The sequence below is a fragment of the Allobosea sp. 05T439 genome (assembly GCF_056396005.1).
Genome location: NZ_JBFTKP010000011.1, coordinates 163,693 through 187,688, shown reverse-complemented (window position 1 = coordinate 187,688; position 23,996 = coordinate 163,693). Strand labels below are relative to the sequence as shown.

General features: G+C 65.0%; 21 protein-coding genes. 11 read left to right on the top strand and 10 right to left on the bottom strand.

Features of this window, described 5'->3' with window-relative positions; all coding sequences use genetic code 11:
• The first annotated feature begins 14 nt into the window (after positions 1–14).
• From AC1DIO_RS15435 to AC1DIO_RS15405, 7 genes are all read left to right on the top strand, one after another.
• The gene (locus AC1DIO_RS15435; protein ID WP_476853641.1) at positions 15–1,613 is read left to right on the top strand and encodes an ABC transporter substrate-binding protein; all 1,599 of its coding nucleotides are present in this window, start codon (positions 15–17) and stop codon (positions 1,611–1,613) included.
• 28 nt (positions 1,614–1,641) lie between these two features.
• Complete coding sequence (locus AC1DIO_RS15430; RefSeq protein ID WP_441508620.1) at positions 1,642–2,583, top strand: ABC transporter permease; 942 nt, start codon at positions 1,642–1,644, stop codon at positions 2,581–2,583.
• Complete coding sequence (locus tag AC1DIO_RS15425; RefSeq protein WP_441508619.1) at positions 2,580–3,488, top strand: ABC transporter permease; 909 nt, start codon at positions 2,580–2,582, stop codon at positions 3,486–3,488. Before AC1DIO_RS15430 ends, AC1DIO_RS15425 begins: the two co-directional genes overlap by 4 nt.
• Before the next feature lie 169 nt (positions 3,489–3,657).
• The gene (locus AC1DIO_RS15420) at positions 3,658–4,593 is read left to right on the top strand and encodes an N-carbamoyl-D-amino-acid hydrolase (protein WP_441508618.1); all 936 of its coding nucleotides are present in this window, start codon (positions 3,658–3,660) and stop codon (positions 4,591–4,593) included.
• 22 nt (positions 4,594–4,615) lie between these two features.
• Positions 4,616–5,785 carry an amidohydrolase/deacetylase family metallohydrolase gene (locus AC1DIO_RS15415; protein ID WP_441508617.1) on the top strand — a complete coding sequence of 390 codons (1,170 nt, stop codon included), beginning with the start codon at positions 4,616–4,618 and terminating at the stop codon, positions 5,783–5,785.
• 121 nt (positions 5,786–5,906) lie between these two features.
• Entirely contained in the window at positions 5,907–6,365 is a 459-nt protein-coding gene (locus AC1DIO_RS15410; RefSeq protein ID WP_113515557.1) for a RidA family protein, read from the top strand.
• Positions 6,362–7,438 (top strand): D-TA family PLP-dependent enzyme, encoded by a 1,077-nt coding sequence (locus AC1DIO_RS15405; protein ID WP_441489071.1) that lies wholly within the window; start codon positions 6,362–6,364, stop codon positions 7,436–7,438. Before AC1DIO_RS15410 ends, AC1DIO_RS15405 begins: the two co-directional genes overlap by 4 nt.
• A 150-nt stretch (positions 7,439–7,588) precedes the next feature.
• Here the strand turns inward: AC1DIO_RS15405 and AC1DIO_RS15400 are convergent, their stop codons facing one another.
• The 6 genes from AC1DIO_RS15400 to AC1DIO_RS15375 all read right to left on the bottom strand — a co-directional run bounded on the left by AC1DIO_RS15400 (position 7,589) and on the right by AC1DIO_RS15375 (position 14,496).
• Positions 7,589–8,278 carry an OmpW/AlkL family protein gene (locus AC1DIO_RS15400; RefSeq protein ID WP_476853640.1) on the bottom strand — a complete coding sequence of 230 codons (690 nt, stop codon included), beginning with the start codon at positions 8,276–8,278 and terminating at the stop codon, positions 7,589–7,591.
• A gap of 227 nt (positions 8,279–8,505) precedes the next feature.
• Complete coding sequence (locus tag AC1DIO_RS15395; protein WP_476853639.1) at positions 8,506–9,234, bottom strand: DUF1028 domain-containing protein; 729 nt, start codon at positions 9,232–9,234, stop codon at positions 8,506–8,508.
• Between the two features lie 13 nt (positions 9,235–9,247).
• Positions 9,248–11,047: a gamma-glutamyltransferase family protein gene (locus AC1DIO_RS15390; protein WP_476853638.1), complete on the bottom strand. Its 1,800-nt coding sequence runs from the start codon at positions 11,045–11,047 to the stop codon at positions 9,248–9,250.
• Between the two features lie 20 nt (positions 11,048–11,067).
• Complete coding sequence (locus AC1DIO_RS15385) at positions 11,068–11,958, bottom strand: ABC transporter permease (protein ID WP_476853637.1); 891 nt, start codon at positions 11,956–11,958, stop codon at positions 11,068–11,070.
• Positions 11,958–12,902 (bottom strand): ABC transporter permease, encoded by a 945-nt coding sequence (locus AC1DIO_RS15380; protein ID WP_113515563.1) that lies wholly within the window; start codon positions 12,900–12,902, stop codon positions 11,958–11,960. The genes AC1DIO_RS15385 and AC1DIO_RS15380 overlap by 1 nt, the downstream gene beginning before the upstream one ends.
• A gap of 88 nt (positions 12,903–12,990) precedes the next feature.
• The gene (locus AC1DIO_RS15375; protein WP_476853636.1) at positions 12,991–14,496 is read right to left on the bottom strand and encodes an ABC transporter substrate-binding protein; all 1,506 of its coding nucleotides are present in this window, start codon (positions 14,494–14,496) and stop codon (positions 12,991–12,993) included.
• A 381-nt stretch (positions 14,497–14,877) separates the two neighbouring features.
• On the opposite strand from AC1DIO_RS15375, the gene otnK reads away from it, so the two are divergent.
• From otnK to AC1DIO_RS15360, 3 genes are all read left to right on the top strand, one after another.
• Positions 14,878–16,152 (top strand): 3-oxo-tetronate kinase, encoded by a 1,275-nt coding sequence (otnK, locus tag AC1DIO_RS15370; protein WP_476853635.1) that lies wholly within the window; start codon positions 14,878–14,880, stop codon positions 16,150–16,152.
• Positions 16,153–16,322: 170 nt separating this feature from the next.
• On the top strand, positions 16,323–17,657 hold the full coding sequence (locus AC1DIO_RS15365; protein WP_476853634.1) for a malonyl-CoA decarboxylase: 1,335 nt from the start codon (positions 16,323–16,325) through the stop codon (positions 17,655–17,657).
• Positions 17,658–17,677: 20 nt separating this feature from the next.
• Positions 17,678–19,207 (top strand): malonate--CoA ligase, encoded by a 1,530-nt coding sequence (locus tag AC1DIO_RS15360; RefSeq protein WP_476853633.1) that lies wholly within the window; start codon positions 17,678–17,680, stop codon positions 19,205–19,207.
• A gap of 15 nt (positions 19,208–19,222) precedes the next feature.
• On the opposite strand, the gene AC1DIO_RS15355 is transcribed toward AC1DIO_RS15360, so the two are convergent.
• The 3 genes from AC1DIO_RS15355 to AC1DIO_RS15345 all read right to left on the bottom strand — a co-directional run bounded on the left by AC1DIO_RS15355 (position 19,223) and on the right by AC1DIO_RS15345 (position 22,650).
• On the bottom strand, positions 19,223–19,987 hold the full coding sequence (locus tag AC1DIO_RS15355) for an MBL fold metallo-hydrolase (RefSeq protein ID WP_441506661.1): 765 nt from the start codon (positions 19,985–19,987) through the stop codon (positions 19,223–19,225).
• A gap of 194 nt (positions 19,988–20,181) precedes the next feature.
• Positions 20,182–21,903 carry a Na/Pi cotransporter family protein gene (locus tag AC1DIO_RS15350; protein WP_441506660.1) on the bottom strand — a complete coding sequence of 574 codons (1,722 nt, stop codon included), beginning with the start codon at positions 21,901–21,903 and terminating at the stop codon, positions 20,182–20,184.
• Between the two features lie 156 nt (positions 21,904–22,059).
• Positions 22,060–22,650, bottom strand: a complete 591-nt coding sequence (locus AC1DIO_RS15345) for an NADPH-dependent FMN reductase (protein ID WP_476853632.1) — start codon at positions 22,648–22,650, stop codon at positions 22,060–22,062.
• Positions 22,651–22,725: 75 nt separating this feature from the next.
• Here AC1DIO_RS15345 and soxR point away from each other — a divergent pair, with 75 nt between their 5' ends.
• Positions 22,726–23,187, top strand: a complete 462-nt coding sequence (soxR, locus tag AC1DIO_RS15340) for a redox-sensitive transcriptional activator SoxR (RefSeq protein WP_476853631.1) — start codon at positions 22,726–22,728, stop codon at positions 23,185–23,187.
• A gap of 9 nt (positions 23,188–23,196) precedes the next feature.
• Here the strand turns inward: soxR and AC1DIO_RS15335 are convergent, their stop codons facing one another.
• Positions 23,197–23,994: a creatininase family protein gene (locus AC1DIO_RS15335; protein ID WP_476853630.1), complete on the bottom strand. Its 798-nt coding sequence runs from the start codon at positions 23,992–23,994 to the stop codon at positions 23,197–23,199.
• Positions 23,995–23,996 lie beyond the last annotated feature (2 nt).

The following is a 23,996-nucleotide window of genomic DNA, read 5'->3' as shown; positions in this document are numbered from 1 at the left end:
CAGGGGAGAGAGTAATGGATCGCAGGACATTCTTGAAATCTGCCACTGGTGCCGGCGCTCTGGCCGCCACCGGAGGGCTGTCCATGCCGGCCTTGTCGCAAGGAGCAGCGGCGAAGACCCTGCGCTTCGTGCCGCAGGCCAATCTCGCGAATTTCGACCCCATCTGGGGCACGCAATATGTCGTCCGCAACGCCGCTGCGCTGGTCTGGGATACGCTCTACGGCATCGACGACAAGTTCCAGCCGCAGCGCCAGATGGTCGAAAGCGAGGAGGTCTCCTCCGACGGCCTGACCTGGACCTTCAAGCTCCGCCCCGGCCTCAAATTCCATGACGGCGAGCCGGTGCTCGCCAAGGACGTGGTGCAGAGCCTCGTGCGCTGGTCGGCGCGCGACCCGATGGGCCTGATGCTCCGCGCCATCCAGAACGAACTGGTTGCGGTCGACGACCGGAGCTGGAAATGGTCGCTGAAGCAGCCCTTCCCGAAGATGCTGCTGGCGCTGGCGAAGAACAACGCTCCCTGTTCCTTCATCATGCCCGAGCGCATCGCCAAGACCGATCCGTTCCAGCAGATCACCGAATATGTCGGCTCCGGACCGATGAAGTTCCTGCGCAATGAGTGGGTGCCGGGCGCCAAGGCGGTCTTCGAGAAATTCKCCGATTACGTGCCGCGCTCCGAGCAGGCGAACTGGCTCGCCGGCGGCAAGAAGATGCTGGTCGATCGGATCGAGTGGGTGATCATGCCCGACCCGGCGACGGCTGCCGCGGCGCTGCAAAATGGCGAGATCGACTGGTGGGAGACGCCGCTCGCCGATCTCGTGCCGGTGCTCAAGGCCAACAAGAATATCAATGTCGATATCGGCGATCCGCTCGGCAATATCGGCGCTTTCCGCATGAACCACCTGCACCCGCCCTTCAACAATCTGAAGGTGCGCCAGGCGGTGCTGACTGCGATGAACCAGGAAGACTACATGCGTGCGCTTGTCGGCGAGGACGACAAGCTCTGGAAGCCGCTTCCCGGGTTCTTCACGCCGGGAACCCCGCTCTACACGGAGCAGGGCGGCGACATGCTCAAGATGCGCAATATCGAGGCCGCCAAGAAGCTGCTGGCCGAGTCCGGCTACAAGGGCGAGCCGGTGGTCTGTGTCGTGGCGCAGGACATGTCCGCCACCAAGGCGATGGGCGACGTCACGGCCGATCTGCTCAAGCGCATCGGCATGAATGTCGACTTCGTCGCGACAGACTGGGGCACGGTCGGTTCCCGCCGCGCCCAGAAGACCGGACCGGGCCAGGGCGGCTGGAGCATGTTCCACACCTGGCATGCCGGCGCCGACTGCATCAATCCGGCCTCGTATACGGCTATCCGCGCGAATGCCGACAAGGCCTGGTTCGGCTGGCCGGACGTGCCTGCCGTCGAGACCGAGGTGACGAACTGGTTCAACGCCAAGGATCTCGCCGAGGAGAAGGCGGCCATGGGCCGGCTCAACCAGGCGGCGGTTCAGAATGTCGTCTACGCGCCGACCGGCTTCTATCTCGGCTACCAAGCCTGGCGGAAGAACGTCTCGGGCGTCGTCAGCGGGCCGTTGCCGTTCTTCTGGGGCGTCTCCAAGGCCTGATTTGCAACGATAGGGATACAGCGCCGCGATGTTGGCTTTCATCGTCAGACGCATCATCACGACCATCCCGGTGATGGCTTTCGTGGCGCTGTTCGTCTTTTCTCTCCTCTACATAGCGCCGGGAGATCCGGCGGCAGTCATCGCGGGTGATCAGGCGACGCCCGCGGATGTCGAGAAGATCAGGCTGAGCCTCGGGCTCGACCGCCCCTACCTGATACGGTTCGGCGAGTGGCTCTTCAGGGTGCTGCAGGGTGATCTCGGCACGTCGATCTTCACCTCGCTGCCGGTGACGCAGCTCATCTCCCAGCGCATCGAGCCGACCGTCTCGCTGATGGTGCTGACGCTGATCTTTGCGGTCGTCATCGCGGTGCCGATGGGGGTGATCGCGGCCTGGAAGGCAGGCACCTGGGTCGACAAGTTCGCGATGGCCTTTGCCGTTCTCGGCTTTTCCATCCCGGTCTTCGTCGTCGGCTATCTCCTGGCCTATGTCTTTGCGCTGAAACTCGACTGGCTCCCGGTGCAGGGCTACACGCCGCTCTCGGAAGGGCTGTGGCCCTGGCTCCGGAACCTCATCCTGCCCTCGGTCACGCTCGGCCTCGTCTATATCGCGCTGATCGCCCGCATCACGCGCGCGACGATGCTCGAGGTGCTGCAGCAGGACTACATCCGCACGGCACGTTCCAAGGGGCTCGGCCAGCGCAGCGTCCTGTTCCTGCATGCGCTGAAGAATGCCGCGATCCCGATCGTGACGATCATCGGCATCGGCATCGCCCTGCTGATCGGCGGTGCCGTGGTGACCGAGAGCGTCTTCGCCATTCCCGGACTGGGCCGGCTGACGGTCGATGCCATCCTGCGGCGCGACTATCCCGTGATTCAGGGCGTCGTCCTGATGTTCAGCTTCGTCTACGTACTGGTGAACCTCATCATCGATCTGGTCTACACGCTTCTCGATCCGAGGATACGCTATTGACGACGCGCTCCGAGAGCCCTGCCGCCGTGGCGGCTCCCGCTCTGGCCGGGATCGGGCCAGAGAGATCACCCTTGAGAAACCTGCTGCGCTTCATGCGCCGGCACCCCTCGGTCGCGATCGGCGGCGGCCTGTTGCTGCTCATGATCCTCATCGGCATCCTTGCGCCGCTGCTCTGGACTGTCGATCCGACCGCGATCGCGCCGGCGAGGCGCACCAGGATGCCCTCGGAGCAGTACTGGTTCGGCACTGACATGCTCGGGCGCGACATCTATTCCCGTGTCATCTACGGCGCGCGGGTTTCGCTGATCGTCGGCTTCACCGTCGCCATCCTGTCGTCTCTGGTCGGGTTGGCGATCGGCCTTTTCGCAGGCTTCGTGCGCCGGGCTGACGGCATCGTCATGCGGGGCATCGACGGCATGATGTCGATCCCGCCGATCCTGCTGGCGATCGCGCTGATGGCGTTGACGCGCGGCTCGGTCCAGAACGTCATCATCGCCATCACCATTGCCGAAATCCCGCGCGTCGCCCGCCTGGTGCGCGGCGTGGTGCTCAGCCTGCGCGAGCAGCCCTATGTCGAGGCGGCGGTGGCCGCCGGCGCACGCGCGCCGCGCATCATCATGCGCCACATCCTGCCGAACACCATCGCGCCGATGACCGTGCAGGCGACCTATATCTGCGCCAGCGCGATGATCGTCGAGGCGATCCTCTCCTTCATCGGCGCCGGCATTCCGCCGGCGACGCCGTCCTGGGGCAATATCATGGCCGAGGGCAGGGCGCTCTGGCAGGTCCGGCCGCATATCGTGCTGTTCCCGGCGGTCTTCCTGTCGATCACGGTGCTTGCCGTGAACCTGCTCGGTGACGGCCTGCGCGACTCGCTCGATCCCCGCCTGGCAAAGAGCCTCTGAGGGGAACCGCATCCACCATGCCGGCTGGCTCTGCCGCAGCGTCCGCTGGCCTCGCACCCCGGATTCGGGGTGCGGTCTGCGGAAATCCGATGGCGTCCATGCGGGCTGACCGGCTTTCGCCTGCCCTGGATGATCGCGATGCTGGCCCGTGCGCTGAGGAGGAAACAAGGTGAGTCGAATTCTGACGGTGGCCGCAGCCCAGCTCGGCCCCATCCATCGGGATGAAAGCCGCGCTTCGGCCGTCGCCCGCATGATCGCCTTGATGCGCCAGGCCAAGGGGCATGGCTGCGATTTCGTCGTCTATCCAGAAGCCGCCCTGACAGCCTTCTTTCCGCATTGGTGGATGGATGACGAGGACGAGATCGATTCCTATTTCGAGAGCGCCATGCCCTCGAACGAGACGGCGCCGCTCTTCGAGGAGGCCGCCCGTCTCGGTATCGGCTTCCATCTCGGCTATCCCGAGCTCGCCTTCGAGGACGGGCGCAAGCGCCGCTTCAACACCGCGGTCCTGGTCGACAAGAGCGGCTCGATCGTCGGCAAATATCGCAAGATCCACCTGCCCGGACATCCCGAGCACCGGCCGGGCGCTCCCTTCCAGAATCTCGAGAAGCGCTATTTCGAGACCGGCAATCTCGGCTGGCCCGTCTGGCGGACGATGGATGCCAATATCGGCATGATGATCTGCAATGATCGGCGCTGGCCCGAGAGCTATCGCAGCATGGGGTTGCAGGATGTCGAATTGATCGTGCTCGGCTACAACACGCCCAAGCATAACCCCCCGGCGCCCGACCACGACCGCCTCGGCAATTTCCACAATCAGCTCGTCATGCAGGCCGGTGCCTACCAGAACGCCACCTGGGTCGTCGGCGTGGCCAAGGCGGGGCTCGAGGCTGGCGTCGACCAGATCGGCGGATCCTGCATCATTGCGCCGACCGGCGAGGTCGTGGCCCAGGCCGTCACCGAGGGGGACGAACTCGTCGTCGCCCGCTGTGATCTCGATCTCGGCAAGAGCTACAAGGCATCCACATTCAATTTCGCCCGCCACCGCGAGCCGGAGCAATACCGGATGATCGTGGAGCGCAAGGGCGCTATCTCACCGCTCTGAGTTTGCCGTCAAAGGACCAGCCATGAACCACGATCTCATCCTGAAAGGCGGGCGGGTCATCGATCCCTCGCAGAAGCATGACGGCATTCTCGATGTCGCCTTCACCGACGGCAAGGTCTCAGGCTTCGGCAAGGACCTGAAGGGCGGCGCCGATACTGAAGTTCGCGATGTCTCGGGCTATATCGTTTCGCCCGGCCTGATCGACCTCCACACCCATGTCTATTGGGGCGGCACCTCGCTCGGCATCGATGCCGACGAGTTCTGCCGCATGTCCGGCGTCACCACCTCGGTCGACACCGGCAGCGCCGGACCGGGCAACTGGGCCGGCTTCCGCAAGCATGTGATCGAGCAGAGCCAGGCCCGCATCCTGGCCTATCTCCATGTCTCGCATGCCGGCATCTACGGCTTCGATCATCGCGTCATGGTCGGCGAGAGCGGCGACCTGCGCATGATGAATCCGATTGATTGCGTCGAAGTCGCCGACGCCAATCGCGACTATATCGTCGGCATCAAGGTCCGCGTCGGCCTGCATGCCTCGGGCACGTCCGGGACCGTGCCTCTGAACATCGCGCTGCAGGTGGCCAACGAGGTCGGCATGCCGCTGATGTGCCATATCGACCATCCGCCGCCATCCTATGAGGAAGTCATCGGCATGCTGCGGCCGGGCGACGTACTGACCCACGCCTTCCGGCCGTTCCCGAACGCACCCGCGACGGCCCAGGGCACGGTGAAGCCGGAGGTGCTCGCCGCCCGCAAGCGCGGTGTCATCTTCGATATCGGCCATGGCAAGGGCTCGTTCTCGTTCAAGACGACGCGCGCCATGCTTGCCAATGGCTTCGAGCCGGATGTGATCTCGTCGGACGTTCACAAGCTCTGCATCGACGGGCCGGCCTATGACCAGGTCACCACCATGTCGAAGTTCCTCTGCATGGGCATGAGCCTGAACAACGTCATCGCAGCCTCGACCGTGAATGCCGCCATGGCGCTGAAGCGTCCCGAATACGGCTCGCTGAGGGTCGGCTCGCTGGGCGACGCCACCATCCTCACCGTCAAGGAAGGCAAGTTCGACTACGTCGACGTCGTCGGGGAGCACCTGATCGGCGACAAGAAGTTCGTTTCCGAGGGCGTGGTGCTGAAGGGCAAGTGGTGGCACCCGAAGCGCACGAACAAGTTCAAGAAGGTGGCGGCCTAAGGCCAGGTCGTGCTGCCGACAAGCCAGGGCTTGACCCGGGCATCTCACGTCGGAGTCTCACGGGCGCGCGTTGTGTGCCGTCCGCGGAACGCCGCGCCACAATAACGATAGAGGAAACACCATGTCTGCCGAAGCCAGGCTCAAGGAACTCGGGCTGACACTGCCCAACGTCGCGACGCCGGTCGCCAACTATGTCCGCTTCAAGCGGGCTGGCGATATCGTCTATCTCTCCGGCCAGGGGCCGCGTCGGGCCGATGGCAGCTATCCGACCGGCAAGGTCGGCGCCAATGTCACGGTCGAAGAGGCTTACGAACACGCCAAGCAGACCGGGCTTGGTCTGCTCGCGGCTATGCAGGAGGCCGCCGGTTCGCTCGACAAGGTCGAGGTCATCAAGCTGCTCGGCATGGTCAATGCGGTGCCKGATTTCGCGGAACAGCCCAAGGTGATCAACGGCTGCTCGGACCTGTTCGTCGCCGTTCTCGGCGAGAACGGCCGTCACGCCCGCTCGGCCGTGGGCATGGGCTCGCTGCCCAACAACATGACCGTCGAGATCGAAGTCATCATCCGGGTGCTGCCATGACCGCGCTTGCCGAGGAAATTGCCCGCGTCTACGGCACGCCGGCCGTCGTCATCGATCTCGATAAGGTCGAGGCCAATATCGCGCGCCTCCAGGCCGCCTGCGACGCCGCCGGCGTCGCCAATCGTCCGCATATCAAGACGCATAAATCGCCCGAGCTCGCGCGCCTGCAGCGCGAGGCCGGCGCCCGCGGCATTACCTGCCAGAAGCTCGGCGAGGCCGAGGTCATGGCCGATGGCGGCCTCGACGACATCATGATCAGCTACAACATCCTCGGCGAGGAGAAGCTTGGGCGCCTCGGCGCGCTTCAGCGCCGTGTGCGGATGATCGTGGCGGCTGACAATCCCGTCACCATCGCCGGCCTGCCGACGGCCGCCGAGATCGCCGGGCGCGACCTCGAGGTCGTGGTCGAATGCGACACCGGTCGCCAGCGCGCCGGCGTCGAGACGCCTGGTGAGGCGGTCGAGCTTGCCAAGATGATCGCCGGTTCCAAGGGCCTGCGCTTCGCCGGCTTCCTGATGTATCCGCCGGAGGATGGCTGGGACCGGACGCAGCTCTTCCTCGACACGGCCAATGCGGGCCTGCGCGATGCGGGGCTCGAGGCCGGCATCGTCTCGACCGGTGGCTCGCCCAATATTCCGAATATCGGCAAGCTCAAGGGCGCGACCGAGCACCGCGCCGGTACCTCGATCTTCAACGACCGCATGCAGGTCGCGGCGGGCGTCGCCAGCCTCGATGACTGCGCCTTGACGGTCTATGCGACGGTGGTGAGCCGTGCCGGCCCGGAGCGCGGCATCCTCGATTCAGGGTCCAAGACGCTGACGAGCGATACCGGCGGCCTCGAAGGGCACGGCTATATTCTGGAGTATCCGTCCGCCAAGATTGCCAAATTCGCCGAGGAGCATGGCTTCCTCGACCTTGCGGCCTCGAATGAACGGCCGAAGGTCGGCGAGGTCGTCCGGATCGTGCCGAACCATGTCTGCGTCGTCGTCAACATGGTCGACAGGCTGATCACGGTGCGCGGCGACAAGCTGATCGGCGAACTACCGGTCGCGGCGCGCGGCAGGCTGACCTGACAACAGGATCATCGGACCGGATCGCGCAGCCGGTCCGATGATCTGACCTTCAGTGTCTGCATCGGCCTTCCCAAGCCGTAATCCACGTTCCGGACCGATTCTCAAGGCTCCCTCGCCGCACCCGGCGGGGGAGCCTGAACATCTTTCAGCTCAGAATTTGTAGGTAACGCCTGTCCCGATCAGCCAGGGATCGATCTTGACCTTGCCGCTGACCAGGCCGTTGTTCACCTTGACCTTCGGCTCGAGGAAGATCTTCTTCACGTCGAAGTTGATGCCCCAGTGGTCGTCGATCATGTAGTCGAAGCCGGCCTGCAGGGCGAGGCCGAAGCTGTCCTTCAGATCGAAATCGGTGAAGCCGCCCTTGGCCTTCTCGTTGAAGAAGACCGTGTAGTTCACGCCGGCGCCGACATAGGGCTTGATGCGCCCGAGATCAGTGAAGTGATATTGCAGCATCAGCGTCGGCGGCAGCAGCCAGGCAGAGCCGATCCGCGCTCCGGCGAGAGCACCAGCGCCTTTGACGCGATGCGGGGTGACGCCAATGATCAGCTCGGCGGCGATGTTCTTCGTGAAGAAATAGCTGATGTCGAGTTCGGGCACGACCGAGGTCGAGATGCTGACGTCCGCGCCGGGAACTGTGACGCCGCCGATCCGGAGCGAGGCATCCTCCTGCGGTACCACGACGAGTGCGCGCCCGCGGATCATCCAGGGGCTCCACTGCGCCAGAATCGGCGCGACCGGCTGTACCTTGTAGGAGGGCAGATCGGCTGCCTCAGCGCTTGTCAGCGCGGTGCCTGCGAGCAGGACGGCGCTCAGAGCGGTCGGGAGAAGGCGTGTCGTCATGATGGTCCCCAGCTGCTGCCGGTGGGCGACTCAATCCATCGCAACTTGCCCGGCCGGTGGGACCGTTCTTCGCCAGTGCTCGGGGAAAGTGATTGATCTGCGTCAAGACGGCGACAGGACTGCCGACGATCACGGCGCCCTGTTGCAGCATTGACGCAGAGATTGTGCTTGGCGCCCATCCGAAGCCGGGGCCAGGCGCGATGCCACGCMCCGGACGGCCGAAGGGCTCAGCTCTCGGGGTGCCTCGCATTCCAGGCAGCAGCATACTCGCTGCACAGCCGATCAAGCTCGGTGCGGTCCGTGATCCCCGCCGGTCGGGCACGAGACGGCGAGGCGGCCTGATAGGGCACGGAGCGCTGGTGCGCGATGCGCCAGAGCCGCCGCAATTCGGCGAGTGGGTCTGCGTGATCGTCGACGCGGATGTCGAAGCTCGGAAAGGCATCGGTCGACCAGATCCGGACCGCGCAGGACTGGCGCCCCCGCTTGTCGCCACCGGCCCGCTCTCCGGCCTCGAGCGCAACCAGCAAGCGCTCGTCGAAATCGAGCGCCGAGGCCGCAATATAGGCCTTCAGCGTTTCCTCGATCACCTGCGGTCCGGCGAGCATGTTGCCAGCCACCGAGACCTGCGGGCCTTCGACCGAGCCGCACCAGTCGACGCAGGCCGAACCGGTATGAGCGGCAATCTTGCCGTCCCGGTCGATGACATGGAGCTGGCGATGATTGCGCCCCTCATCGGCCGCGGTGAGGTTGGCAACGATCTCGGCGGCCGGGCGGCCTTCGAGCAGAAGCCGCAGGCCATCGATGCCATAGAGCGGGTTGAGGAAGGCTTGTGTGGCAAGCGCCCCCGTGCGCGCCGCGCCCTGCGGCACGCGCGAGCCGACGGCGAAGGCGCAGGTGGAAACCGCGACGCCATAGGCGCCTGTCGCCGCATCGCGGGCGACGATAGACCAGGTCATGGAGCAATCCTTCTCAGCGGCCGGCGGCGTAGGCCTGCATCAGACGTGGCGTCGCCGCGGCACGCAAGAGGCCATTGCTGCTCTTCTCCGCCGCGGTCAGGCGCCCGACGGTCCAGGCCGGGGCCTTCTCGAGATCATGGCCGCGCCGGACCAGATCGGCGATCGCCGCGGCTCCGATGCTCTCCTCGACCGTGAGATGCCCCGGTCGCGCTTCGCGCGGATAGAAGGTCGAGGGGAAGTGCTGCGTGTGGAACAGCGGCAGGTCGATCGCCTCCTGCAGGTTGAGACCCTGGTGCACCCGGCGCAGGAACATGCCGAGCTGCCATTGCTCCTGCTGGTCGCCGCCCGGCGTGCCGAAAGCCAGGCGCGGTTCGCCATTCTCGAAGGCCAGTGTCGGCGTCAGCGTGGTGCGCGGGCGCTTCAGCGGCGCGAGCGAGGCCGGCAGGCCCTCTTCCAGCCAGAATGCCTGCGCGCGCGAGTTCAGGGGGAAGCCAAGCTCGGGGATGACGGGAGAGGATTGCAGCCAGCCGCCAGACGGCGTGGCGGCGATCATGTTGCCCCATTTGTCGATCACGTCGATATGAACGGTATCGCCGCGCTTCGACGATGCAACCATCGAGGCGAGCGTCGGTTCGCCGACGGTTGCGCCGCCGACGCCGCTCCGCCCGGCGATGCGGATATTCGCCAGCATCTTGCCGACCTGCTCCTCGAAACCGGGGATCATGCCGGGGCGCAGCTCATGCGAGGCCTTGTCGGTGATGAGATTGCGCCTGCCGCGGGCGTAATCCTCCGAAAGCAGCGTCGCCATCGGTACCTTCACGAAATCCGGATCGCCGTAATAGGCCTCGCGATCGGCGAAGGCGAGTTTCATCGCCTCGGTGACGTGATGGATGAATTCCGGGCTGGCCGGTCCCATCGCGGCGATATCGATGCCTTCCAGGATCTTCAGCGTCTGCAGGAAGACGGGGCCCTGGCCCCAGGGACCGATCTTGAAGACCTCCCAGCCGTGATAGTTCACGCTCGCGGGCGTTTCGTAGGTCGGCTTCCAGCGCGCCATGTCGTCGGCGGTGAGCAGGCCCTTGTGGCGGCGGCCGGAGGAATCGATCGCCTCGGTCGTGCGGCAGAATGCGTCCATCGCTTCCGCGACGAAGCCCTTGTACCAGGTGTCGTAAGCAGCCTCGATCTGCTTCTCGCGCGAGCCGCCGGCGGCTTCCGCTTCCGACAGAATGCGCTTGTACGTTTCCGCCGCGGCCTTGTTGCTGAAGAGTTCCTTGCCCTTCGGCACGTTGCCGCCCGGCAGATAGACCGCCCCCGAGGTCGGCCACTCATTGGTGAAGAGATCGGTCAGGGACCCGATCGTGTCGGAGACGCGCGGCAGCATCGGATGGCCGTTCTCGAAATAGCCGATGGCCGGCTCGAGAACCTCACGCAGCGACAGGCGGCCATGGTCGCGCAGCAGCGTCATCCAGCCGCCGAAAGCGCCGGGCACGACCGTCGAGAGCAGTCCCGATCCGGGGATCAGGTCGAGGCCGAGTTCCTTGAAGGCCTCAATGGTGGCTGCCTGCGGCGCCGGACCCTGAGCGCAGATGACTTCGACCTTCTTCGTCTCGGCCGAATAGAACACGGCCGGCATATCGCCGGCTGGGCCGACCAGATGCGGCTCGACGACCTGGAGCACGAAGGCTGCGGCGGCACAGGCATCGAAGGCGTTGCCGCCCTTTTCGAGCATGGCCATGCCGGAGGCCGTCGCGAGCCAATGCGTCGAGGTGACGACACCAAAGGTGCCGAGGATTTCGGGGCGGGTCGTGAACATGATGCTATCCCTAGGCTTGCTTAGTGTTCTTTGGGGTCGAGCGCGTCCCGCAGGCCATCGCCGAGCAGGTTGAAGCCGAGAACGGCGAAGAAGATGGTGATCCCGGGCGCGACCGACATCCACGGCGCCTGCTCCATGAAATTCTTGGCGACGTTGAGCATCTGACCMCAGGACGGAGCGGGAGGTTGCTGGCCGAGGCCGAGGAAGGAGAGGGCCGCTTCCAGGATGATCGCCTGCGCCATGAAAAGGGTGGATTGCACCACGATCGGCGAAAGCGTGTTCGGCAGGACGTGAAGGAACAGGATCCGCATGTCGCGGGCACCGATCGCGCGCGTTCCCTCGATGAAATCCTCGGCCTTGATGCTGAGCACCTGGCCTCGGACCAGCCGGATGAAGATCGGAACGGCCGAGAGGCCGATCGCGATCATGGCGTTGGTCAAGGAGGGGCCGAGGATCGCCGCAAACGCTATCGCGACGATCAGGAAGGGGCAGGCCAGCATCGCTTCCGTGACGCGCGAGATCGCGATGTCGATCCAGCCGCCATACCACCCCGCCAGCAGCCCGAACGGTACTCCGACCGCCAGCGCGATCGAGACCGAGAAGATGCCGGCCAGCAGCGAGGTTTGCGCGCCGTAGAACAGGCGGGAGAACTGGTCGCGGCCGAGTTCGTCGGTGCCGAACCAGTACAGCGCCGAAGGCGGCTTGCGGATGGCGAGGAAGTTCGACTTCAGCGGGTCTGCCAGCGGCAGCAGCGGCGCCAGGATCGCCATCAGCACGAAGATCAGCACGAGCGCCCCGCCGATCTGGGCGGAGCGGTTGTGCAGCAGTTTCGTCCAGGCGCGCGGGCTTCGCGCCGGCAATGGTTCCAACGAGCTGGTCGGGGACGGGCGGTCCAATGCGATGTTCGCCATCAGCCGTCCCTCAGGCGTGGGTTGACGAGGATGTAGAGCAGGTCGGCAAGCAGGTTCATCAGGATGAAGCCGATTGCAGTGCACAGGACGACGCCTTGCACCACGCCGTAATCGCGATTGAACACGGCGTCGATGATCAGCTTGCCGAAGCCGGGAATCGTGAAGACCTGTTCGGTCAGCACGGCTCCGGCCAGCAGCTCACCGAAGAGCAGCGTCGAGAGGGTGATGATCGGAATCAGGGCATTGCGCAGCGCATGGCGGTTGACGACCGTCTGCTCGTCGAGCCCCTTGGCGCGCGCGGTGCGGACATAGTCGGACTGCAGGACCTCCAGCATCGCAGCGCGCGTATGGCGCATCAAGAAGGCCGCAAGCCCGCCGCCCAGCACGAAGGCAGGCATGATCAGCCGCTCGATCGCGCCGATCGGGTTGCTGAAGATCGGCTCATATCCCGATGCCGGCAGGAGCTTGAGCTCCACCGAGACGAGCAGGATCAGCATGATGCCGAGCCAGAAATTCGGGATCGAGAGGCCGGAGAGCGCGAGCGCGCTGGCGGAATAGTCGAGGGCCGTCCCCTTGTTGCGGGCGGCGATGATGCCCGCCGGGACGCCGATCGCGACGGCGACGAGGATCGAGGCCGTGGCGAGCTGGATGGTGACAGGCAGCTTTTGCAGGATCAGCCCGAGCACCGGCTCGCCGGTTCGCAGCGAGCGGCCGAAATCGCCCTGCACGACCTGGCCGAGCCAGGCGAAGAACTGGACGACGATGGGATCGTCCATCCGGTAGATTTCGCGCAGCCGGGCGATCACCTCCGGATCGCGCTCCTCGCCGGCGATGACGAGGAACGGATCGCCGGGCAAGGCTCGCTGCAGGGCGAAGACGAACAGCGACACCAGAAAGAGTGTCGGGATCGCGATCAAGACGCGGCGGCCGATCAGGGTCAGCATGGCTGCCCCCTAAGCCCGGCCGCCATTCCGGGCGACGCAAGGGTCGCCCGGAGCTGACGAGGGTGTGGGGTTCGAGAAGAGGCGGTCATCACTTCTTCTTCAACCCGGCGAGCCGGATCATGCCGTCGGGATTGATCACGAAGCCATCGATGTTGGAGCGCAGCGCGAAGAACACCGTCTGGTTGTAGAGATAGACGATCGGCAGCTCGTCCTGCAGGATTGCCTGCGCTGCGTCATAGAGCTTCTTGCGCTCGGCGACGTCATAGACGGTGCGGGCCTGGTCGAGCAGCTTGTCGACCTCCGGATTGCTGTAGCGTCCGTCGTTCTGGTTACCCTTCGACGTCACGAACTGGTGGATATTGCCATCCGGGTCGATGCGGCCGGACCAGCCGATGCGGCTCATCTGGAACTTGCCCTGCTGCTGGTCGCGCAGCTGGCTCGCGAATTCGCTCGAGCGGATCTGGATGTCGATGCCGGCTTCCTGAGCCATTGCCTGGATGACCTGGCCAAGCTGCGCGTCGACGGGATTGTTGGTGACGAAGAGCTCGGCCGAGACCTTTTCGGCACCGGCTGCCTTGAGCAGCGCCTTCGCCTTGGCGACGTCGCGCGCCGGCACCGGGAAGTCGGCGCTGAGATAGGGGTTTCCGGGGTTGAACGGCTGGATCATCGGCTCGTACAGCCCTTCGAACACGACCTGGCTCAGGACCTTGCGGTCGATCGCGAGCGACAGGGCCTGGCGGACGCGCTTGTCCTTGCCCATCGGCTGGTTCGCCGCCTCGCCATTGGACGTGTTGATGGTGATGCCCTGATAGCCGAGATTCGATGTGCTGGCGATCTTGAGCGACTTGTCGCCCCGGGCGCCCGGCACGTCGGTCGGCGCAAGGCGCTCCAGCACGTCGAGTTCGCCGGCTCTCAGATTGGCGAGACGCACGGTGGTGTCGGGGATCGAACGATAGAGCACCCGGTCGAACTGGTAGTTCGCGGCCTCCCAGTGTTCCTTGAACTTCTCCAGCACGATGCGGTCGTTCTGGACGCGCTCGACGAACTTGTAGGGGCCGGAGCAGATCGGCTTGGCGCCGACATCGCCGCTGAGGCTCTTGGGAGCCAGCATCATGCCGGCGCGATCGGTCAATTGGGCAAGCAGGGTCGCGTCGGGGCGCTTGAGCTTCAGCACGAGCGTGGTGGCATCGACGGCCTCGACACTGTCGACCGAGGCGAGTTCCGATTTCCGCAGGGAGTCCGGCAGCGTGCGCGCCCGCTCCAGATTGGCCTTTGCCGCTTCGGCATTGAAGGGCTCGCCGTCATGGAACTTCGCATCGCTGCGCAGCTTCATGGTCAGCGTCAGCCCGTCAGGGGAGAATGACCATTCGGTCGCCAGCCGCGGGACGAGCTTGAGGTCAGGCGTGATATCGAGCAGCCGGTCGCACAGCCCCATGAAGACGATGCGACCGACGAAGGTGCGCGCCTTGTGGGGGTCGAGCACGTCGGGGTCTTCCTGCAGGCCGACACGCAGCGTGTTCGGCGCCTGCGCCATGGCTGGCAGGCTCGCGATCGTCAGGAAGGTCGCTGAAACCAGCGCGGCAATGAGCTTCATCGGTTTTCCCCTGTTGGATTTTCTGTGTGAGGCGCGTTCGCGCGGCCGGATAGAGATCTGGCGCATGGCCTGCCGAACGCAGGCTGCTTGCGCCGCTAGGTCGATATGCAGAATCCGAAAGCGAAGAGCCTCCCGGGTTGGTCCCGTTCAGCACCAAGTTGGCGCAAGTTTCGGCGGGCGTCGATCATGCGCTGCATCATTCTTGCGGAGTATTGTTCCCGGGTCGCCGTTCGGCTTGTATGCAAGTTGGCGGCCAAGCTCTCCGCTTCTGGCTGAGGCCGGCATGTCCGGGCTACGCGCACGCAGGGCATGATCTCTGATATGCACTGCGCCAGACGGATACGGGTATCAGGCGCAGTTTGTATGCGCTGGAAACAGGGAATGGGACGGATGCTTCTGGGTGTGATTGCCGACGACATGACGGGTGCGACCGACGTCGCCCTGATGCTGAACCGGGCCGGGATGCGGACGGTTCAGGTGATCGGCGCGCCATCGGCCAATGCAACCCTGCCGGAGGCCGATGCGGTCGTCGTCGCGCTGAAGTCGCGCACCAATCCGGTTTCGGAAGCAGTGGCGCAGTCGCTCGCCGCCTGCGAGGCGCTGCTCGCCGCCGGGGCGCGCCAGATCCTGTTCAAATATTGCTCGACCTTCGACTCGACCCCGCACGGCAATATCGGCCCCGTGGCGGACGCGCTGATGCGCCGGCTCGGCGCGGAAAGCGTCATCATTTGCCCGGCCTTTCCCGCGAATGGCCGCTCGATCTATCAGGGCTATCTCTTCGTCGGCTCCGTGCCTCTGCATGAGAGCTCGATGAAGGACCACCCGTTGACGCCGATGCGGGATTCAAACCTGATGCGCCTGATGGCGGCACAGACCGAGACCCCGGTCGGCCATATCGGATACGCCACGGTCCTGGCTGGGGCCGGCGCGGTCAAGAACCGGCTTGTGGAACTGGCGGGGCAGGGCGTGCGCTATGTCGTGACCGACGCGCTGACCAATGACGACCTGATGGTGCTGGGCGCTGCTGTCGATGGGGCGGTCCTGCTGACCGGCGGTTCCGGCATCGCGATGGGGCTGCCGCAGAACTTCCGCAAGGCAGGGCTGTTGCCGGGGCGCGATATCGCGGCCCATCTCGAGGCGCCCGAGGGGCGGGCCGGCATTATCTCGGGCAGCTGCTCCACTGCCACACGCGGGCAGATCAAGGCGGCGCTTGAAGCCGGATATCCCGCGCTGAAGGTCGACCCGCTCGCTCTGGCCACCGGCGAGCAGACGGCACGAATTCTGGCCGATTGGGCGCTGGCGCAACCGGCCGATCGACCCTTCCTCGTCTATTCCAGCGATGACCCGGCCGAAGTCGCCGCGATCCAGGGGCAGCTTGGCCGCGACAAGGCCGGTGAGATCGTCGAGCAGGCTTTCGCTGAAACGGCGCGCCTGCTCGCCAAGGGCGGTGTTACGCGCCTGCTCGTCGCCGGTGGCGAGACCTCGGGCGCCGTTGTCCAGGGCCTCGGCATCCAGACGCTCGAGATTGGCCCCGAGATCGACCCCGGTGTGCCGTGGACTCGCGTCGTCGGTAGCCCCGCGATGGCTGTTGCCCTGAAATCCGGGAATTTCGGCGCACCGGATTTCTTCCTGAAGGCATGGAGCCTGCTCCGCTAGGTCATCGGACCCGATATCGTATCCGGTCCGATGACCTAGCTTCTATGTTCGCATCGGCATTTCCGGAAACCGCAAGGCACTTTTCGGGCCGATGCTCGAGCAGGGCAGGCCCTTCATTCCGGCGCAGCAAAACTCGTATAGGATCGCCCACGACGGCAGCGGAGATGGGGATGGACATGGCGTTTCTCGGCGAACTCCTGACGAGCGTGGCGGGCCGTGGCCGCGCACTGATCGGCCTTGAGCGTTTTGCCGGGAACCGCAACCGCTCGCTTGACCGGCTCTGCGAGGACCTGCTGTCAGGGCGTGGTGAGGCCTCCGGCATGGCGTTGGCGCAGGCCGTTCTCGAGCAATGGGAACGGCTCGATCCGCCCGGGCGCCTCGGTTTCTTCCGCCTGCTGCAGGATCGCTTCGGTCCGGATCAGGAGAAGTTGAACGCCGCCATCGCGCGCTACCAGAATGAGCCGGACGCGGCTGCTATCGCAGCGCTGCACATTGCCTCCGAGCCGCGCCGGCAGGAACTCTTTCGCCGCCTCAACCTCGCGCCCGGCGGCACCCATGTGCTGGTCCGCATGCGGGAGGCGTTGTTCGAGGCGATCGAGGCCGACCCGGCCCTGAAGCCGGTCGATGATGATTTCCGGCATCTCTTCGGCTCCTGGTTCAATCGCGGCTTCCTGGTCTTGCGCCGCATCGACTGGCACACACCGGCCAATGTGCTGGAGAAGGTCATCCGCTACGAGGCCGTGCACGAGATTCAGGGCTGGGATGATCTGCGCCGCAGGCTCGAGCCGGCAGACAGGCGCTGTTTCGCCTTCTTCCATCCGCAACTGGTCGACGAGCCGCTAATCTTCGTCGAGGTTGCGCTAACGGGCGCGATCCCACGCAGTATCGCCGAAGTCCTGAGTGAGGGGCGCGAGGTCCTCCCGGCCCAGAATGCGTCCACCGCGGTGTTCTATTCGATCTCGAACTGCCAGGAGGGGCTACGTGGCATTTCCTTCGGCAATTTCCTCATCAAACAGGTCGCCGAGGACCTGAAGCGCGAACTGCCCGGGCTGGATACCTTCGTCACCCTTTCGCCCGTTCCCGGCTTTGCGCGCTGGCTCGCGGGCATCGTCGCCGAGCCTGGCGACCCGCTGCTCACCAATGAGGAACTCTCCGAGCTTGCGCGCCCGGTCGGCGAGACCATGGCGCTCGACGAACAGGAGAGGGCCCGGCGTGACAAGCTGCTGGGTCAGATGGCGGCGCATTATCTGCTGCGCGCGCGTGCATCGTCGGGGCGGGTCATCGACCCGGTCGCGCGCTTCCATCTCGGCAACGGCGCAAGGCTGGAACGCATCAATATCGGCGGTAATCTCTCGGCCCGGGGCTTGCGCGAGTCGCACGGGGTGATGGTCAATTACCGCTATGATCTCGGCGACATCGAAGCCAATCACGAGGCCTTCGCCAGCCGCAACACCGTCGTCGCTTCGTCCGCCGTCCGCAAGCTGCTCCGTCCCGTCTCCGCCTGAACGAAAACCCGAGACCTGTCATGGCCAATCATCTGTTCGACCTCGTCACCGCGCGCATTCCCGCACCCGACGCGCCCTTCGCGCTTCTCGATGACGGCCGTCGCTACAGCTATGCCGAGATGGTCGCGGTGTCCGCCCGCTTCGCCAATGCCCTGGTGGCGCTCGGCGTGAAGCCGGGCGACCGCGTCGCCGTGCAGGTGGAAAAGAGCATCGAGGCGCTGATGCTCTATCTCGGCACGATCCGCGCCGGCGCCGTCTTCCTGCCGCTGAACACCGCCTACACGCCGGCCGAGATCGAGTATTTCCTCGGAGATGCCGAGCCCGCGGTCTTCGTGTGCGATCCAGACAAGGCCGAGGCCCTGCGGCCCTACGCCGAGAAGGCCGGCGCCAGGTTGGAAACGCTCGGTGTCGCGACAGGGACGCTCTTCGACAAGGCCGGCGGCGCTTCCGCAGAATTCGCCGATGTCGCACGTGGCCCGGACGACCTGGCCGCCATCCTCTATACCTCGGGGACGACCGGGCGCTCCAAGGGCGCCATGCTGAGCCATGACAACCTGGCCTCGAATGCGCTCGCGCTCGTCGACTACTGGCGCTTCAGTAGGGATGACCGGCTGCTGCATGCGCTGCCGATCTTCCATACGCATGGCCTCTTCGTCGCGACCAATGTCGTGCTCTTCGCCGGCGCCTCGATGATCCTGCTGCCGAAATTCGATCCCGAGCAGATCATGAAATACCTGCCGCAGGCGACCTGCATGATGGGCGTGCCGACCTTCTATGTCCGGCTGCTGCAGGATCCGCGCCTGACCAAGGAGGCGACCCGGCATGTGCGCCTCTTCGTCTCCGGTTCGGCGCCGCTGCTCGCCGAGACGCATCGCGAATGGCGCGAGCGCACAGGCCACGCCATCCTCGAGCGCTACGGCATGACCGAGACCAATATGAACACCTCCAACCCCTATGAGGGCGAGCGTGTGGCCGGCACGGTCGGTTTCCCGCTGCCAGGCGTGAGCGCGCGCGTCACCGACCCGGAAACCGGCAGGACGCTCGGTGCCGATGAGATCGGCATGATCGAGGTCAAGGGCCCGAACGTCTTCAAGGGGTACTGGCGCAATCCCGAGAAGACCAAGGCCGAATTCCGCGATGACGGCTTCTTCATCACTGGCGACCTCGGCAAGATCGACCCCGCCGGCTATGTCCATATCGTCGGGCGCGGCAAGGACCTGATCATTACCGGCGGCTACAATGTCTATCCGAAGGAAGTCGAGACCGAGATCGACGAGATGCCGGGCGTGATCGAGAGCGCGGTCATCGGTTGTCCCCATCCCGATTTCGGCGAGGGCGTCACGGCCGTGGTCGTGGTCAAGGCCGGCGCCGAGATCACCGCCGCGTCGATCTCGAAGGCGCTCGACCAGCGCCTCGCCAAGTTCAAGCTGCCGAAACAGGTCTTCATCGTGCCCGAACTGCCGCGCAACACCATGGGCAAGGTCCAGAAGAACCTGCTGCGCGACAGCTATCGCGACATCTACGCCAAGACCGCCAAAGCGGGGGAGTAACCCAGCACCGCGCGGTCAAACCCGCGCGGGCTCCCTGATTTCGATGGTTTCGCCGTCTCCGGGGATCAACAGGCGCTCTGGCCCGATACCGCGCTGTTCGGCGGCCTTGCGCAAGGCCGCCCGGTTGACGCTGGCGTGGTCGAGCGCTTCCATATGGGTCGCGATGACGATGGCCTCGGGGGCTGCTTCGCAGAGTGCCAGCGTCTGGGCGTCGTCCATCACGATCAGGCTGCTGTCCCAGAGGGCACCGCAGGAATGGGTGACGATCACATCCGGCGCGGTCGCTGAAACCGCTTCGAGCAGCGGCGGATAGAGAATGCTGTCCCCGCACCAATAGAGGGTCGGCTCGCCTGGGGCCTCCAGGCTGAAGCCCATGACGGGCCCCATCTTCTCGACGACCGCGCCGCTGCCATGCTGCGCCGGGACGCGCTTCAGGATAATCGGTCCGATCCGCTGGAAGCACTCCACGGGGCTGACTGACTGGAAGCCCGCCTCCACGATCCTGTCCTCGTCGCCGGGGCGGCAGGTCAGCGGCAGATATTTGGGAATGCGCTCCTTCGCGACGCTGTCGAAATGGTCGGAATGCAGGTGCGAGACGATCACCTGGTCGACACCATCGAGAATGCTCTCGATCGGCTCGGGCAGCTCGACCATCGGGTTTGCGGATTTGCCGGTGAAAGATGGACGGCCGTGCATGGGGCCGAAATCAGGGTCGATCAGGAATGTCCTGCCCGCATAGACAAGCTTGAGCGTGGCATTGCGGAGGAGTTGGAGCCGCATGAGTGTCTCCGGATAGTGGCAATGCAGCTCATCATGCGTTCTCCCACTCGCCAGCGGCCAGTTCTATTTTGTGAAGTCGATAGTGCTCAGCGTTGATCAATGCTCGCTCCGGATTGAGATCAAGGAGAAACCCTCGCAGCCTCCCAAAGACCTACGCCTTTGGACTATACATCCGCGAGGGCAGGCGAGCGGGCTCAGCCCTTGGGTTGCGGTACCATGCCAAGATCGAAATCAGCCTCGGCAGCGGATGCTTCGCTGTGCCTGAGGCGGCTCTCCCGCAATTCGCCGGCCGTCTCGAGGATGGGATAGGCGATCGACGTGATGTGCCCGTGGATGCGCTTGAGATCGCGCAGCACGTCGAGATGGATCGAGCTCGTCTCGATCGATTCCGGCACGCCGCTGCGCAGCCGCTCATAATGGCTTTCGGTCGCGCGGCGCTCGGCGGAACGCATCACGGCCTTCTCATCGAAGAGTTGACGCGCCAATGCGATGTCGCGTGTCGCGAGGACGTTCAAGGCCAGCCGCAGGCTGTGGGACACCCGCGCATGCAGTGCGCTGATCTCGGCAAGCCCCTCCGCCGAGAAGCGATAGCCCTTGCGGATCTTCTTCTCGGCCAGTTCCCGGAGGTTCTTGTCGATGACGTCGCCGATATGCTCGAGATTGGTGTTCAACGTGACGATCTCGAGCAGCCGGCGGCTTTCCTCCGTGCTCAGCTCGGACCGGGACAGCCGTACCAGATAGAGCTTGATCGCCTCGTGGATCGTGTCGACACCGTCATCGGCCTGCGAGATCTCGCGGGAGAGCTTGATCTGGTCGCCATCGAGCAGGGTCAGCGTGTCCTTCAGCATCTCGCCGACGCGGTCGCCGAGATGGAGCGTCTCGCGCATCGCGCAGGCAAGCGCTTCCGATGGGCTGTCGAGCACACCGGGGTCGAGATAGAGCGGGCGGATCACGCGTTCGTTTGTCGGCGCGCTCGGCATGAGCCGCAGGACGAGGTTGGAAATTGGTGTGATGAAGGGCAGGAACAGCAGCCCGCCGGCGATGTTCAGCGCCAGATGCAGCTCGACTGCGAGCCGTCCGGGATGGAGAGACAGGGACGAGAACCAGCCGGCGAGCGGGCCGGCGAACGGGATCACGATGACGGCGATGACGAGGCGCGTCAGCAGATTGGCGACCGCGACACGGCGCTGCGCGATCGGGGCGCCGAGCTGGTCGATGACCGGGACCAGGGCATTGCCGAGATTCGCTCCGACGATCAGTGTCACGGCCATGGTCGGGGAGAGCAGCCCGCCCGACCAGAACGAAGCGATCAGCAGCACGATGGCAAGGCTGGAATGGGTCAGCCAGGTCGCGGCGACGGCCACAAGCACGGCGATGACCGGCTCGCCGGCCAGTGCCTGCAGAATCAGCTTGAAGGTCGGAGACTGTGCGAGCGGAGCGGCAGCGGATTTCAGCTCGACGAGCGAGAGCAGGATGAGCCCGATGCCGACCAGGACACGGCCGATATTGCGGGCCCGGTCCATCGCCTCGTTGGCGAGGTAGAGCGCCACACCGACTGCGAGGCAAAGCCCCCAGATCCAGCCAAGATCGAGCGAGACGAGAAAGGCTGCGAGCGCCGTGCCGATATTGGCTCCGAGCAGCACGGCAAGCGCCATCGGCAGGGTGATCAGCGATTGGCCCGCGAACGAGGAGAGCAGCAGCGTCGTCGCCGTCGAGCTTTGCAGCACCAGAGTCACCGCCGCTCCGCTCGCCAGCGCCGTGAAGCGGTTGCGCGTGAAACGCGCGAGCGCCTGTCGGAGCGAGGAGCCGAAAGCCCGCGTGGCGCCCGTCCTGACCAGGCGCACGGCCCAGATCAGCAGAGCCACCGCCCCTGCGAGGTGGATCAGGACCGAGGTGGTGCTGTCGACTGCGTTCATCTCGTACGGTGGTCTCCGAATCGGGGGTGCCAAGGGCCTCGCGAAGCGCAGCCAATCTAGCTGAATTTCATTAGCCGTCTTATAAAATATGTAGGTTGAAAGGGGCCATTTGATGACCCCTCTCCGACCTATTGTCGTCGGTGATTGCTGATCGGTTCAAGCCGCGAATGTACCATAGGGGACGTTTTCCCGGGCATCGCGCAGCGCTGTCGCCCACCAGTGCAGTTGCGCCAGCATGGTTGCCATCGCCTGCTMGGCCTTGGTCGCATCCAGGAGCTGGCCGGTCTCGTCGAACTGGCTCCAGGCATGCGCAAAGCAGACAACGTCGCGGATAGTGGCCGCATGCAACTCGTTGAAAACCTGGCGCAACTGGTCGATGGCGCGCAAGCCGCCCGAGACGCCGCCATAGGACACGAAGGCGACCGGCTTGCCGCGCCACTCCGCCCCGACGAGATCGATCAGGAACTTCAGAGGCGCCGGATAGCCGCGATTATATTCCGGCGTGACCACGATGAAGCCATCGGCGCGCCCGATCCGCTCCCTGAGCAGGCGCACTGTCGGAGTTTCGCCGCGTGGGTGGCGCTTCGGCAGGTCGAGCGTCAGCGGATCGATGACATCCACGACGAAGGGGCCTTCGCCTTCGATCTGCGACAGCGCCCAGTTGGCCACCCGGTCGCAGAGCCGCCCCTCACGGGTGCTGCCATAGATCAGGGCGAGGTGGATCCTGCGGTCTAACGGGCGGTGCATGGTCGCGCTCCAGGCTGCTTGCACATCGGAAGCGCAGGGTTATAAAACCTCAAGCAAGGTTAAGGTCAAGCGTCGATGAGCAAAGCGGATCACGCCCATTTCTTCGATGAGATGAGCGTCGGCGAGGTGGCGAGGCGCAGCGGGCTCGCTGTCTCCACCATCCATTTCTATGAGGCGAAAGGCTTGATCCGGAGCGCGCGGAGCAGCGGAAACCAGCGCCGCTATMCGCGCGAGGTTCTGCGGCGCGTGGCGATCATCAAGGTGGCGCAGCGCACGGGAATCCCGCTGAAGACGATCGGCGACGCCTTCAAGGCCTTGCCATCGGAGCGCACGCCGACGGCGGAGGATTGGTCACGCCTGTCATCGGTCTGGAAGGTTGAGCTGGAGCGCCGGATCGACCGGTTGACGCGGCTGCGCGACCACCTGACCGACTGCATCGGCTGCGGCTGCCTCTCGGTGAAGAGCTGCCCGCTGCACAATCCCTGGGATCGGTTGGGCGAGCAGGGCGCGGGACCGCGCCTGCTCGACCCCGATTGAGGCTGCCGGTTACGACGCCTTGTGCAGTTGCGAGAGCGGGAACCTGGCGACGTCTGCCAGCAGCTCGGCAAAACCCTTCGCCTGAAGGGCCGCTGTCGCCTTGCCCTTTTCTGCCGTCGCCAAGCTGGCATCGCCTGCCGCGCCGCTGGGGTTGACGTCCTGCGCCATCCAGGCATGCGCATGCAGGCCAGTTGGCCTGAGCCAGGCGTACTCGCCCTGCATCTTGATCGTGCTTGGCTCGAAATGGCCGGCCTTGCCCATGTCGACGAGATCCGGCCGGAAATGCAGCATCAGCGAGGTCTCGATGTCGCCGGCATGGATGCCGTGATTGGCATCGAGATCGGCATAGACGCCTTGCGGCAGACCGAAGGCGCGCCAGGCGGTGGTGACAGCCAGCATGCCGTGGCGCACGCGCAGTTCGCGCGCGACCACCTTCATCGGGTCGATATTGCCGCCATGCGAGGTGACGATGATGAGCTTGCGCAGGCCGGCGCGCCGAACGCTTTCGCCGATCTCGAGCCAGCTCTGCGTTGCGCTCTCCCAGGACAGCGTCAGCGTGCCCGGCGAATGCAGATGCTCGTTCGACTTGCAGATCGGCAGCGTCGGCAGCACCAGCACATCGAGATTGGCGGGAACCAGCGGCATCGCCTCGGCCAGCATGGAATTCATGATGGTGGTGTCGACCGAGACCGGCAGATGCGGCCCGTGCTGCTCGATGGCCGCCAGCGGCAGCACCGCCACCGTGTTGTCGGGCGACAGCCCCTCGAAATCGGTGGTCTTCAGGTCGCCCCAGAAACGCGCGCTCATCG